The sequence below is a fragment of the Arthrobacter sp. zg-Y1171 genome (genome assembly GCF_025244845.1).
GTDB lineage: Bacteria > Actinomycetota > Actinomycetes > Actinomycetales > Micrococcaceae > Arthrobacter_B.
On the sequence record NZ_CP104264.1, the window covers coordinates 2,940,755 to 2,953,883 of the forward strand.

13 protein-coding genes and 1 tRNA gene are annotated in these 13,129 nt (G+C 65.4%); 7 read left to right on the forward strand and 7 right to left on the reverse strand.

What is annotated here, in order from left to right; translation table 11 throughout:
- Window positions 1-4: 4 nt before the first annotated feature.
- The 5 genes from N2L00_RS13780 to N2L00_RS13800 are packed head-to-tail and all read right to left on the reverse strand — an operon-like array spanning window position 5 to window position 5,970.
- Window positions 5-265, reverse strand: a complete 261-nt coding sequence (locus tag N2L00_RS13780) for a monovalent cation/H+ antiporter complex subunit F (RefSeq protein WP_227919225.1) — start codon at window positions 263-265, stop codon at window positions 5-7.
- A complete protein-coding gene (locus N2L00_RS13785; protein ID WP_255765102.1) occupies window positions 262-858 on the reverse strand; it encodes a Na+/H+ antiporter subunit E in 597 nt (198 codons plus the stop codon). The genes N2L00_RS13780 and N2L00_RS13785 overlap by 4 nt, the downstream gene beginning before the upstream one ends.
- Window positions 855-2,465, reverse strand: coding sequence for a Na+/H+ antiporter subunit D (locus N2L00_RS13790; RefSeq protein WP_255765103.1), 1,611 nt, complete (start codon window positions 2,463-2,465; stop codon window positions 855-857). The genes N2L00_RS13785 and N2L00_RS13790 overlap by 4 nt, the downstream gene beginning before the upstream one ends.
- The gene (locus N2L00_RS13795; protein ID WP_255765104.1) at window positions 2,462-2,947 is read right to left on the reverse strand and encodes a Na(+)/H(+) antiporter subunit C; all 486 of its coding nucleotides are present in this window, start codon (window positions 2,945-2,947) and stop codon (window positions 2,462-2,464) included. Before N2L00_RS13795 ends, N2L00_RS13790 begins: the two co-directional genes overlap by 4 nt.
- Window positions 2,944-5,970, reverse strand: coding sequence for a Na+/H+ antiporter subunit A (locus tag N2L00_RS13800; protein ID WP_255765105.1), 3,027 nt, complete (start codon window positions 5,968-5,970; stop codon window positions 2,944-2,946). Before N2L00_RS13800 ends, N2L00_RS13795 begins: the two co-directional genes overlap by 4 nt.
- A 201-nt stretch (window positions 5,971-6,171) precedes the next feature.
- Here N2L00_RS13800 and N2L00_RS13805 point away from each other — a divergent pair, with 201 nt between their 5' ends.
- Window positions 6,172-7,548 carry an MFS transporter gene (locus N2L00_RS13805; RefSeq protein WP_255862494.1) on the forward strand — a complete coding sequence of 459 codons (1,377 nt, stop codon included), beginning with the start codon at window positions 6,172-6,174 and terminating at the stop codon, window positions 7,546-7,548.
- Window positions 7,549-7,793: 245 nt separating this feature from the next.
- Here N2L00_RS13805 and dcd read toward each other — a convergent pair whose 3' ends face one another.
- Both dcd and N2L00_RS13815 read right to left on the reverse strand, forming a co-directional pair.
- On the reverse strand, window positions 7,794-8,414 hold the full coding sequence (gene dcd, locus N2L00_RS13810) for a dCTP deaminase (RefSeq protein WP_227919236.1): 621 nt from the start codon (window positions 8,412-8,414) through the stop codon (window positions 7,794-7,796).
- A 22-nt stretch (window positions 8,415-8,436) separates the two neighbouring features.
- Window positions 8,437-9,291 carry a tryptophan 2,3-dioxygenase gene (locus N2L00_RS13815; protein ID WP_255862493.1) on the reverse strand — a complete coding sequence of 285 codons (855 nt, stop codon included), beginning with the start codon at window positions 9,289-9,291 and terminating at the stop codon, window positions 8,437-8,439.
- 69 nt (window positions 9,292-9,360) lie between these two features.
- On the opposite strand from N2L00_RS13815, the gene N2L00_RS13820 reads away from it, so the two are divergent.
- The 6 genes from N2L00_RS13820 to N2L00_RS13845 all read left to right on the forward strand — a co-directional run bounded on the left by N2L00_RS13820 (window position 9,361) and on the right by N2L00_RS13845 (window position 13,034).
- On the forward strand, window positions 9,361-9,843 hold the full coding sequence (locus N2L00_RS13820; RefSeq protein WP_255862492.1) for an SseB family protein: 483 nt from the start codon (window positions 9,361-9,363) through the stop codon (window positions 9,841-9,843).
- A gap of 157 nt (window positions 9,844-10,000) precedes the next feature.
- A complete protein-coding gene (locus N2L00_RS13825; RefSeq protein WP_255862491.1) occupies window positions 10,001-11,068 on the forward strand; it encodes a M4 family metallopeptidase in 1,068 nt (355 codons plus the stop codon).
- A complete protein-coding gene (locus tag N2L00_RS13830) occupies window positions 11,065-11,343 on the forward strand; it encodes a protealysin inhibitor emfourin (protein ID WP_255765110.1) in 279 nt (92 codons plus the stop codon). Before N2L00_RS13825 ends, N2L00_RS13830 begins: the two co-directional genes overlap by 4 nt.
- A 117-nt stretch (window positions 11,344-11,460) precedes the next feature.
- A tRNA-Gly gene (locus tag N2L00_RS13835) sits at window positions 11,461-11,534 on the forward strand.
- A gap of 102 nt (window positions 11,535-11,636) precedes the next feature.
- Window positions 11,637-12,098, forward strand: a complete 462-nt coding sequence (gene panD / locus N2L00_RS13840) for an aspartate 1-decarboxylase (RefSeq protein WP_227919251.1) — start codon at window positions 11,637-11,639, stop codon at window positions 12,096-12,098.
- 9 nt (window positions 12,099-12,107) lie between these two features.
- Entirely contained in the window at window positions 12,108-13,034 is a 927-nt protein-coding gene (locus N2L00_RS13845) for an AEC family transporter (protein ID WP_255765111.1), read from the forward strand.
- The last annotated feature ends 95 nt before the right edge of the window (window positions 13,035-13,129 follow it).

Here is a 13,129-nt window from a genome sequence, read left to right on the forward strand (position 1 = left end):
GGTGCTACCGCCTGTCCGTTACGAAACGGGCAACGGTCACGGAGCCGATGAAGCCGATCAGGGAGATAGCGACCACTAGGGCCAGGTAGTCCAGGTTGCGGTAAACGATCATGTCCGTGATCAGGGCCGCACCCACAATGGCCAGCAGCACGTCCGAGGCCAGTACCCGGTCCAGGATCGAGGGGCCCCGGGCAATCCGGTAAATGGCGCCGGCGCCGGCCACTGCCAACATGACGGACACGGCCACCACAGCTGCGCTCATCATGCCCGGCCTCCAATCTTTCGTTTCCGTGTTTCAGCGGTTTCGGCGCGCAGGGCGGCCAGCTCCTCTTTGGTTCCCAGGGTGCGGATCAGCCAGGCCTCGGCGTCCAGGGCATCGGCCCGCACCTTTTCGGCCTGTTCCGCTGTGGACACGTTCAGCGCGTGCAGGTACAGGGTCGAGGTGGAACGGTCGACGTCGACAATCAACGAGCCGGGGATCAGGGAGAGCACGTGGCCGGTGGCCGTGACCAGCAGGTCCGAGCGGCTGCGCAGCTTCACCCCGATGACCCCGTTGCGGATCCGCGGGCCGCGGACTAGCGCGAGCCAGAGCACATGGAAGCTGGCCTGCACCAGCTTGTAGAGGAAGCGTCCGGCGAAGAGCAGCCCGTAGAGCGGGTTGAACCTGCCGCTGAGTTCCACGGGCGGGAGGTAGAAGATGTTCGCCACGAAGAAGGCGATCACCGCCCCGAAGACCAGGTTCCCGGCACTGAAGTCCTGCCACAGCGCCCCCCACAGGAACACCAGCCAGATCAGCAGGGGCAGTTCCTGCAGCAGCGGAACGCGGGACCGGCTGCGCATGCGTGCTTCCTTGGTCATTGTGCTGCCCCCTCGCCCAGTACCGCTTCAATGTACGGGGTGCGGTCCAGCAGGTCCCGGGCGGCGTCGTCGCTGAGGGAAAACAGTGGTCCGGCAGCCACGGTCAGGGCGACGCCGAGGGCAACCAGGCCCACGGTCGGGTACACCATGGTCCGGGGCAGCAGGTCCACGGACTCCCTGCCGGAGAACCGTCCCGTGGCATGCTCGATGACATGCTCGGAGCTGCGCAGGCTGGATCCGTCGGTGCTGGTGGCCAGCAGGATGGGATCCGGGTGCACGGCATCCTCGGGGGTACGCCAGAATGCACGGTTCCAGACCCGGGCCATGACCAGCAGGGTCAGCAGGCTGGTGGCGGCTCCTGCACCGACCAGGACGTAGGCCAGCGGCGTGCCGAGGTCCACGCCCGCCTGCATCAGGCCGAGCTTGCCCAGGAAGCCGGAGAACGGCGGGATGCCGGCCAGGTTGATGGCGGGAATGAAGTACAGCACCGCCAGCAGCGGCGACAGCCGTGCCAGCCCGCCGAGCCGGTCCATGTTGGCGGTTCCGCCGCGGCGTTCGATCAGGCCCGTCACCAGGAACAGCGAAGTCTGCACCGTAATGTGGTGCACCACGTAGAACACGGTGGAACCGATGCCCATCACGGAGGCAATCGCCAGGCCGAACACCATGTAGCCGATGTGGCTGACCAGGGTGAAGGAGAGCATACGTTTGATGTCGGTCTGCGCCAGGGCACCCAGGATGCCCACCAGCATGGTCAGCCCCGCCACCACCATCAGCAGCGTGTTGATCCTGTCCCCGGGGAAGAGCAGGGTCTCGGTGCGGACCATGGCATACACACCCACCTTGGTCAGCAGGCCGGCGAACACAGCGGTGACCGGGGCCGGTGCGGTGGGATAGGAGTCCGGCAGCCAGAAGGACAACGGGAAAATGGCGGCCTTGATGCCGAATGCCACCAGGAGCATGAGGTGCAGCATCAGCTGGGTCGCCGGATCCAGCTCGCCGAGCTTCAGGGCCAGGTCGGCCATGTTCACGGTGCCGGTGGCCGCGTAGACCATGGCAATGGAAATCAGGAACAGCAGCGACGACACCACGCTGACCACTACATACGTCACGCCGGCGCGGATCCGCGGCGTTGTCCCGCCGAGGGTCATCAGGACATAGCTGGCGGTCAGCAGGATTTCGAAGCCCACGTACAGGTTGAACAGGTCCCCGGCGAGGAAGGCATTGGAAACGCCTGCCACCAGGATGAGGTAGGTCGGGTGGAAGATCGAAATGGGTCCGTCTTCGTCGCCGTCGGCCATGCCCTGGCCGGCGGCATAGATCAGCACGGAGAGGCTGATCGCCGAAGAGACCACCAGCATCAACGCGGAGAACTGGTCCACCACCATGGTGATGCCGAACGGTGGAAGCCAGGCACCCAGGTTCACGGCCTGCGCGCCTGCTGTCCAGACGGAGCCCAGCAGGACGATTTCCAGGATCAGGGTTCCGCTGAGGATGCTGATGCTGACTACCCGCTGGGCGCGCTGGTGCCGGATCAGGATGAACGCGAGGGCGGCACCGAAGACCGGGAGCACCACCGCCAGCGGTGCAAGGCTGGCTGTGTTCATCGGTTCACCTCCGGTTCGTTTGGTGTGTTGCCGCGCTGGGAGCCGGGAGCCTCTTCGGCTTCCTCCGGCGGTGTGAATTCCGTGGTGTCCTCCGGGACGTCTGCGTCATCTTCGGCGTCGAAGCTGCTCTGGCTTGCCACGCGCCGGTCCTCAACGTCGTCCTGGACCTCGTCCTGCCGGCCCAGCACCCAGGACCGGTAAATGATGCCGAGCATAAAGGCGGTGACCGAGAAGGAAATGACGATCGAGGTCAGGATGAAGGCCTGCGGCAGCGGATCGTTGTAGGCATCCGCGGCAATGTCCTTGTTGAAGATCGGTGCGAGCCCCGCCGGCCCGCCGGTGGCGAGCAGCAGGATGTTCGTTGCATTGGTGAGCATGGCCAGGCCAAGCACCACCCGGGTCAGGCTCCGCTCAAGCAGCAGGTAGATGCCGGCTGCATACAGGCACCCCATGACCACGAGGAGGGTGAGGTTAACAGTCACCGTGACACCTCTTCCTCTTCGGGACGGGCGGCAACGTCGATGATTTCCGGTTCCTCCACAGTGTTTTCGTCGTCGTCCTCATCGTCGGCATCACCCTCGCTGCGCTCGTCGATCTCCGAGCCCAGGCTGCGCAGGACGTCCAGCACCAGCCCCACCACCACCAGGTACACGCCGATGTCGAAGATCGTGGAGGTGACGAATTTGACCTCCCCGAAGATCGGCCAGGTGAACTTGAGGATTGCGCTTTGCAGGATCTGCCCGCCGAAGAACAGGGGCGCCGCAGCGGACAGGGCAATCACGCCCAAGCCGCCGCCCAGCAGCGTTCCGGCGCTGACCGGGCTGGCTTCGGCCAGCTCGAAGCGGCCGCCGGCCAGGTAACGGATGGTCAGCGCCAGTCCGGCCATCAGCCCGCCGGCGAACCCGCCGCCGGGCAGGTTGTGGCCGGCAATCAGCAGGTAGACGGAGAACAGGATGACGGAGTGGAACAGCAGCCGGGTAATCACCTCGAAGATGATGGACCGGCGCTCGGGCGCCAGCGTCCGGCCGGCCACCAGCCAGGCGTCACGGCCCACGCTGGAGAACCTGCGGGCCATAACGAGGGTGGCCTGTCGCCGGGCAGTGGGGGCAAACTGCTCCCGCCCCCGGTCCACGGAACCGCTGGCCACGCCCTCGGCCCGGCGCCGCTTGTCGCCGCGTCCGCGGACGAAGATCAGGGACGCAAGGCCCGTGGCCGCGATGGCCAGCACGGTGATTTCACCGAATGTATCCCAGGCACGGATATCCACCAGGGTGACGTTGACAATGTTGGAACCACCGCCGCCGTCGTAGGCCAGCTGCGGGAAGTCGAGGGATACGGGCGTGGCGACACGGGAAGCCATGGCGGTCATGGCGAACACGACCATGCTGGCGCCGAAGGCGATGCCCAGCAGTGCCCTCAGGAAGCGGTGGCGCTTGGGCTCGCGCTTCCACAAGCGGGCCGGCAGGGACCGCAGGGCCAGCACGAACGCCACCAGGACAATGGTTTCGACGAGCATCTGGGTGAGGGCCAGGTCCGGGGCTCCCTGCAGCGCGAAGATCAGCGCAATGCCGTAACCGCTGACGGACACCATCAGCACGGCCAGGAAACGCTTCGTCGCGCGGGCCGCGGCAACGGCGCCCAGGACCACTGCAGCGCCGATCACGGCCTGCAGCGGAGTATCGAACCAGCGGAAGTCCTGCGGCAGGGGCGCGGACCGCAGGATCAGTGCCGTCAGCGGCGTCAGGATCGCCATGGTCAGGATGACGAACAGGTAGAACAGCAGCGAACCGCGCTGCGTGCGCCCGGTAACCCACACGGCGACGTCGTCGAGTACCCCGATGGCGCCTCGGTAGGACCGCTCGGCGTCGACCGGGAAGGCGACATCCCGCTGGAGGTCCTCTACCTGCCGGGCCAGCAGGAACAGGACGACGCCGACCCCGAGGGTGAGCACGGTCAGGCCCAGCGCCGGGGTCAGGCCGTGCCAGAGGGCCAGGTGGGTGGGCTTGCCTTCGGCAGGGAAGAGATCCGCGTAGGACGCAATCGCAGAATCCAGCGGTGCAGGCCAGAGCCCGAACAGTACTGTGACACCGGCCAGGATCGCCGGAGCGGCGAGGAAGGACCAGGACACCGCCTTGAACGGGGTAGGTGTGCGGCCCTCCTTGGCTGCAAAGGCGCCCCAGATGAAGCGGGCACTGTAGGCGAAGGTGAGGATGGAACCGGTCACCACGCCGGCCAGCAGGAGCCAAGCCGCGATGGTGCCCTGCTGCTCGCCGTAATGCACAAAGGTCTCATAGACCGATTCCTTGGCCACGAAGCCCAGCAGCGGCGGCACACCTGCCATGGATGCCGCACCGATGACGGCGACGACGGCCAGTTTCGGTGCTGCCCGGAAGATTCCCGAGAGTTTGCGGATGTCCCGGGTGCCGGCCTGGTGGTCGATAATCCCGACCACCAGGAACAGGGTCGCCTTGAAGAAGCCGTGCGCCAGGAGCAGTCCCATCCCGGCGACTGCGGCCTCCCGGCTGCCGAGGCCCACCACCAGGGTAAGGAAACCGAGCTGGCTGACCGTGCCGTAGGCGAGGATCAGTTTGATGTCGTACTGGCGCAGGGCGCGCCAGCCGCCCAGCAGCATGGTTGTCAGGCCCAGGAGCAGCACGATGGGGTGCCACAGCAGCGTCTCGGAGAAGCCGGGGGCCAGCCGGGCGATGAGGTAGATGCCGGCCTTCACCATCGCGGCGGCATGCAGATAGGCGCTGACCGGGGTGGGTGCCGCCATGGCGGCGGGCAGCCAGAAGTGGAAGGGCACGAGGGCGGATTTGGAGACGGCGCCGACCAGCAGCAGGGCGATGGCAACGTTGACCATCGTCCCGGCGTTCACCAGTTCCGGTGCCTGCGCCAGGATTTCCGAAATCCGGTACGTCCCTGCGGCGGTGCCGAGCATGATCATGCCGACCAGCATCGCCAGGCCGCCGAAGGTGGTGACGATCAGTGCCTGCAGGGCCGCGCGGCGGGCAGAGAGCCGGTGCGCCGAGTACCCGATCAGCAGGTAGGAAAGGATGGTGGTCAGTTCCCAGAAAATGAACAGCAGGATGAGGTCATCCGCCGTAACCAAGCCGAACATGGCGGCGGCGAACGCCAGCAGCTGGGCACCGAAGCTGCCCATTTTCGGGTCATTCGGCCGGAAGTACCGGGCGCAGTAGAAGAGGACCAGGGCGCCTACGCCGAGGATCAGGATGGACAGCACGGCCGCAAGGGTGTCCATCCGGAAGGCCAGTTCCACCCGGAGGTCGGGAATCCAGGCAATGGTGACCGACGGCGGCGCGTTCGGGGCGCCGGAGGCCAGCGTCTGGTCTGCACCGGTGTACCGGGGGAAAGTGGCTATCAGCCAAATGAACGCGGCGGCAGGGAAGGCCGCGAGAATGTAGAACGCCGACCGGCCGACTTTGCGGAACACCAAGGGCGCAACCAATGCCACCGTAAACAAAACGGTGAGCACAAACAGCACTATGATCTCCCGGGCTTTTTCGTCGATGTTTCAGCCTGATTTTGGCTGCAGTTATCAAGGGGGGCGGTCAAGGTCGTATGTACATTCTACCCATGGCATACCTACGCCCTCCTATTCGGGCGGTTCTGCACCGGAACCGGCCACCGGCGTTTTGGGGGTTGAATACCGTTCCGGGCCGCGGCAGCCGCTAGGCTCAGCGGCATGAGTCTCAGCACAAAAAATACGTCTCCGGGTGTCCCCGCGCCGCGCGCCTCCGCACCTGCACGCTGGAAACAGGTGGCGGCCTGGGCTGCCTGGGACTGGGGGTCCGCTTCCTTCAATGCAGTGATGACCACTTTTGTGTTCACTGTCTACCTGACGTCCGCCCAATTCGGTGATAAAGACGAGAACTCCGCCGTCCTCGGCGCAGGCCTCGCCCTTGCCGGCGTCGCCGTGGCCGTCCTGGCGCCGGTCACCGGCCAACGGTCGGACGCGGGTGGACGCCGCCGCACCTGGCTCACCGTCAACACCCTGCTGACCTGCGCCCTGGTCGCGGCGTGCTGGTTCGTCTTCCCGTCGCCCGACTATCTGATCCTGGGTGTGGCACTGATCGCCGCGGCAAACCTGTTCTTCGAATTTGCGGGCGTGAACTACAACGCCATGCTCAGCCAGATCTCCACACCGGCTACCGTCGGCAAAATCAGCGGCCTGGGCTGGGCCATGGGCTATGTAGGCGGAATCGCTGCCCTGGCGCTGGTACTCGTGGGCTTTGTGCAGCCCGACGTCGGCTGGTTCGGCGTCACCTCCGAAGACGGAATGAACATCCGCTTCGTCGCACTGTTTTCCGCCGTTTGGTTCCTGCTGTTCGCCCTGCCGCTGATGTTCACCGTGCCCGAGGTTCCCCGGCAGGAGGCGCTGGCACGGCTGGGGATTCTTGCGTCCTACAAGCTCCTCTTCAAGCGCATCAAGGCCCTCTTCCGGACCGACCCGCACACCATTTACTTCCTGCTCGCCAGCGCCGTCTTCCGCGACGGCCTGGCGGCAGTGTTCACCTTCGGCGGCGTTATCGCGTCCGGCACTTTCGACTGGGAACTGTCAGAGGTGATTATGTTCGCCATCTTCGGCAACGTGGTCGCCGCCGCCGGGTCCGTGGTCGGCGGCTTCCTCGATGACCGCTCCGGCCCCAAGGCCGTGATCGTCGGTTCGCTGATCGGACTGATCCTTGCCGGCACGGCCATTGTGGTCCTGGGCCCGGATGACCAGGACCTGTTTGGACTGCAGTGGACCGGCGACACCACGTTCTGGATCTTCGGCCTGCTGCTGTGCTTGTTCGTGGGCCCGGCCCAGTCCGCGTCCCGGGCGTTCCTCGCCAGGCTCGCCCCGGAAGGGAAGGAAGGCGAGCTGTTCGGCCTCTATGCCACCACCGGGCGGGCGGTCAGCTTCCTGGCCCCCATGCTGTTCTCCACCTGCATCGTGATCTTCGGCTCCCAGCGGTACGGCATCATCGGCATCATGGCCGTGCTGCTGATCGGCCTGCTGGTGCTGCTCCCGGTCCGCTCCCCCGCCGCACGGACCGCTCTGCCCGTCGGTAAGGAGTAGGGCTCGCGGGCCTGGCTCCGGGACCGGCCTACGGGCCTGGCTCCGGGACCGGCCTGGCTCCGGGACCGGCCTGGCTCCGGGACCGGCCTACGGGCCTGGCTCCGGCGGCAACGAAATTCCTTCGCTCGCAGAGCTCGCTTGGAATATTAAAGCCGCCTCCGCCAGGCCCTACAGCCGGACGGTGCCGCCCCCTCCTCGCCAGCCCTTAGGAGGCGCTGACGGTCCCGCCGCGTCCTCGCCAGCCCTTAGGAGGCGCTGACGCCCGCCGTGTCCTCGTCATTCGACGCAGCAGTGACATCGGTGCGGTGGAAGTTCAGGTGGCTGCGCGACGCCGTCGGGCCCCGCTGGCCCTGGTACCGGTTGCCGTAGCGGCCCGAGCCGTACGCGTGCTCCGCCGGGGAGCTGAGCCGGAAGAAGCACAGCTGGCCGATCTTGGAGCCGGGCCACAGCTTGATGGGCAGCGTTGCCATGTTGGAAAGCTCCAGCGTGACGTGGCCGGAGAAGCCGGGATCAATGAAGCCAGCCGTGGAGTGTGTCAGCAGCCCAAGCCGGCCCAGCGAGGACTTGCCCTCCAGCCGCGCGGCGATATCGTCCGGCAGGGTCACCTGCTCGTAGGTGGAACCCAGGACAAACTCCCCGGGGTGGAGGATGAACGGCTCATCCGGATCCACTTCCACCAGGCGGGTCAGCTCAGGTTGGTCCTGCGAGGGGTCGATGTGGGCGTACTTATGGTTGTCGAATAGCCGGAAGAAGCGGTCGATGCGCACATCGACGCTGGAAGGCTGGACCATGGCGGGGTCATAGGGGTCCAGGGCAATCCGGTTGTCGGCAATCTCGGCTCGGATGTCGCGGTCAGAAATCAGCACTCTTCAAAAATAGCGCATGCCCCTAGCGGCCGATTTCGGTCCGCACCGCATAGAGCTCGGGGAAGAACGTCAGTTCGAGGGCACGCCGCAGGAAGCCGGCACCGCTGGAACCGCCCGTACCCCGCTTCATGCCGATAGTGCGTTCCACGGTTTTCAGGTGTCGGAAACGCCACAGCTGGAAATTGTCCTCGAGGTCCACCAGCTCTTCGCAGGCCTCATAGACATCCCAGTTCCCGGCGGCGTTTTCGTAGACGTACTTGTAGACCGCCAGCAGTGACTCGTCATACACATGTGCCTGCGTCACGTCGCGGTCCAGGAGCTCCGGCGCCACGGCATAGCCGCGGCGGGCAAGATAGCGGATGAACTCGTCGTAGATGCTGGTTTCGGAAAGCAGGCCGGACAGCAGCTCCTGAGCGGCGGGGTCTGCCGCAAACACCGCAATCATTGCCTCGTTCTTGTTGCCCAGCAGGAACTCGACGGCACGGTACTGGTAGGACTGGAAGCCGCTCGAGGCGCCCAGATCATCGCGGAATTCGGCGTACTCGGACGGGGTCAGCGTCGCCAGCACGGACCACTGTTCAGTCAGCGAGCGCTGGATGTGCTTGATCCGGGCAATTCCCTTCATGGCCGAACGCAGGTCATCCGCCGCCAGGCGTGCACGCACGGCCAGCAACTCATGCAGGACGAGCTTCAGCCACAGTTCCGAGGTCTGGTGCTGGATGATGAACAGCATCTCGTCATGGTGCTCCGGGCTGCTCACCGGATGCTGTGCGGATAGCAGTTCATCCAGGGCAAGGTAGGACCCGTAGCTCATCTTGTCGCTGAAGTCCCGCTCGATGCCTGCTTCGAGGCTGCGGGTGTTCTCGTTCGGACTCATGCCCACCACGGTATCCGCTCCATATGCCAGACTTGGGGTTTTGGCACCGAGCCCTGAGAAGGAGTCCCCATGGAACCGGACAACACCCCCGAGATCCCGACAATGCCGCTGGCCCAGGACGACGTCGAAGCGCCCGGCGCCGCGCTTGAAGAAGCCATCACCGCCGGCCGTGAGGGCAGGCTCACCAACCGCGAGGTCATGTCCGTCATCTGGACGTCGGAACTACTGAGCGTGGGGCGCCTGACGAAGGCCGACGATCCCTCCACCTTCCAGACAGTGGTCCTGAAGGCCCCGGACGCCGACTACTCCGTGGCTGCCACCTTCACCTCCGCGGACCGCATCCCCGCGCAGCTGCGCGAAGCAGCACCGGCGGTCGTCAAGGCCAGCGGCGAAGCCACCATCCGCAGCATTGCCCCGGGATACGGCATGTCCGTCAATCCGGGACACGAAGTAGGGCTGGAGATCGGCCCGGACGTTGTGGCTTCACTTGTCGAGGCGTCCGAAAAGGCCGCCGCGCAGGCACAGGACCCTGCCGGCACGGAACAGGACTGATCCAGCCGTAGAAGGGTCGATCCAGCCGTAGAAGGGTCGAAAACAGCCGATTAGGTTGCGTTATGGCCATTTGATGCCGTTTTTGCAGGCCTAGCGCTTGCAGTGTCAGTGCCGGGGCCTACGCTGGGGAACCTCACAACAGAGGGAGGGCTGTACCGTGACCAACTCAAGCGTTGCTTCTTCGATCTGTTCCATCGTTCCGCCGTATCTGCTTGCCCGCCTGGCCGCCGCCGAAGACCCTGCAAAGGCAACGGCGGCGAAGGCGGCCCGCCGCGCCCTGACCGGGATCGACGGCGTGGAATCCGCGCGCTCGGCGCCGCGTTCTGCGCCGTCCCGCGGATCAGGCACGGCGTTTACCCCGTCCCTGCGCCGCACCATCTCCGATGCCCTGGGCCTGGAGGAACTGCCGGGCACGGTAGTGCGGACCGAGGGCGAACCGGACACGGGCGACCCGGCGGTGGACGAAACCTATGCCGGCCTCGGCGCCACGTACCGTCTCTTCAGCGATGCCTACGGACGATCCTCGCTCGACGGCGCGGGGCGGGCCTTGGAGGCCACCGTCCACTATGGACACGCCTACGACAACGCTTTCTGGGACGGTTCCCGGATGGTGCTCGGAGACGGCGACGGCGAGGTGTTTGAACGCTTCAGCAAATCCCTCACCGTGATCGGCCACGAGCTGGCCCACGGAATCATCCAGTACACCGCGCAGCTGGACTACCGTGACCAGTCCGGGGCACTCAACGAATCAGTAGCGGATGTCTTCGGCGTCCTGGTCGAGCAGAAACTGCTGGGACAGACAGCGGACCAGGCCGGCTGGCTGGTTGGCGAGGGCCTGTTCACGGACCTGGTGCAGGGGCAGGCACTGCGGTCCCTGAAGGCACCGGGCACTGCCTACGACGACGACGTGCTTGGCAAGGATCCGCAGCCGGCGTCCATGGCTGACTTCGTGAAGACCGCGGCGGACAACGGCGGTGTCCACATCAACTCCGGAATCCCCAACCGCGCCTTCTACCTGGTGGCTGAAGCCCTGGGCGGGTATGCCTGGGAACGCGCCGGCAAGATCTGGTACGACACCATCACCGAACGGAATTTTCCCTCCGACGCCACCTTCGCCGTCTTCGCCGCCGCCACGGTCACCGCAGCGGAAAAACGGTACGGAGCGGGGACGGAGGAAAGTACTGCTGTGCAGGCCGCATGGAAAGAGGTTAACGTCTTGGTATGAGACTGGTTGTAGTGCGCAGCGGCGGCTTTGCGGGCATGCAGCGCACCTGGAGCACGCAGGTCAGCTCCGAAGAGGCACAGGAGCGGTGGCTGCCGCTCCTCAGCGATCCGCCCGAAGCCCCGGACAGCGAACCGGACCGGTTCACGTATGAGATCTCCGTGGGCCCGGCCGCCGTCACCATCCCGGAGCGGCAGGTCAAGGGCAGGTGGCGCGAACTCGTGGAGCGGGCCCGCGCCGGCGCCGATTCCGAACCCGGCGAGGGCTCCGAAGACTAGGCTGGCCGGTGTTTGGGCAACCCGTCCGGAAACCTTTCGGCAGCACCGGCGAACGAATTAGGCAACCGGCGGGTTCCATGTAAAGTTAGGAGCTGTGCCGGATTCCTTCCGGACACTGCGGGCGTAGCTCAATGGTAGAGCGCTAGCTTCCCAAGCTTGATACGCGGGTTCGATTCCCGTCGCCCGCTCCACTTCGGGGCAAGACTCCATCCCTCCCCCTGCACTGCACTTTCGCTGTCAGCGTGTCAACCCCCGGCTCAAAGTCCGGGGTATTCGGCGTAGACTTATCCGCGATGAACCGGAAAATGTTTAAGTCCAAAATCCACCGCGCCACGGTGACCCATGCCGACCTGCACTACGTGGGGTCCGTGACGGTTGACCTTGACCTCCTTGAAGCCGCGGACATCCTGCCCGGCGAGCTCGTCTCGATCGTCGACGTCGACAACGGCGCCCGGCTTGAGACGTACACCATCGCCGGCGAACGCGGCTCGGGGGTGCTGGGCATCAACGGTGCAGCGGCCCACCTGGTGCATGTGGGCGACACGGTCATCCTCATTACCTATGCCGATATGACCACCGATGAGGCCCGCTCCTTCGTGCCGACGGTTGTCCACGTTGATTCCGCCAACCGGATCCTGGAACTGGGGACGGACCCGGCCGAGGCCGTGACGGAAGGCACCGAGCGTCCTCCGCTGGCCCTGGACAACACCCAGGTCATGGCCGGCAACCCGGGCGCCGCAGCCGAAGCCAGATAGCAGCATCCGGTGCTGGGGGTACTCACCGGATTCGCCGTTGTCTGGATCATCATCCTTACCGGGTATGCCATCGGCCGGCTCGGCATACTTGGTGAAAACGCCCAGACCGTACTGAGCCGCCTGGCGTTCTTCGTTGCATCGCCCGCGCTCCTGCTCGTTACCCTCAGCGATGCGGACCTGCCCACTGTCTTCTCGTTTCCGCTGCTGGTGGCCGCCGCCAGCGCCGGAGCCACGGCAGTCCTCTATGTGCTCATTACCCGCTGGTGGCTGCGCCGTCCGCTGCCGGAAATGCTTATTTCGGCCATGTCTTCGTCCCTGGTCAATGCCGCCAATCTTGGGTTGCCCATCTGCGTGTACGTCCTCGGGGACGCCGCCTATATCGCACCCGTGCTGATTTTCCAGCTCGCTTTCTTCACCCCGCTCTTCCTGATGATGATGGATTCGGCCACCAGCGGCCGGCGGACCTCAGTCCGGGTTTTCGCCGCGCAGGTGGTCCGCAACCCGATAATCGTCGGCTCGCTGATCGGCCTGCTGCTGGCCGCCACCGGCACGCAGCTGCCCGAAATCATCCATGAACCGGTGTCCCTGATCGGCGGTGCAGCGGTTCCCGCCATGCTGCTTGCCTTCGGGCTTTCGCTGGTGGGGTCGCGGCCCCTGAATGCCGACGGCGGCAGGCGGGCCGACGTCATCCTCGCCTCTGCCTTCAAGCTCCTTGTCCAGCCGCTGCTGGCTTTCCTGCTGGCCCGCTTCATCCTGGGGATGGAAGGACACCTGCTTTTCGCCGTCGTGGTCACCGCTGCCCTTCCCACCGCCCAGAATGTCTTCGTTGCTGCTGCCCGCTACGAAGAAGGCGTGCTGGTGGCCAAGGACACCGTGCTGCTCACCACCATTGCCTCGCTGCCCGTGCTGGTCCTGGCCGCAGCGCTGCTGACCTGATGAAACGCCCGGTTTGACCGGCAGGAATGTGGCGTAAATTACGTTCAAGGCATATGGTCAAACTGAAGGCTGCTTAGTGTGTGGCCCGTCTCAGG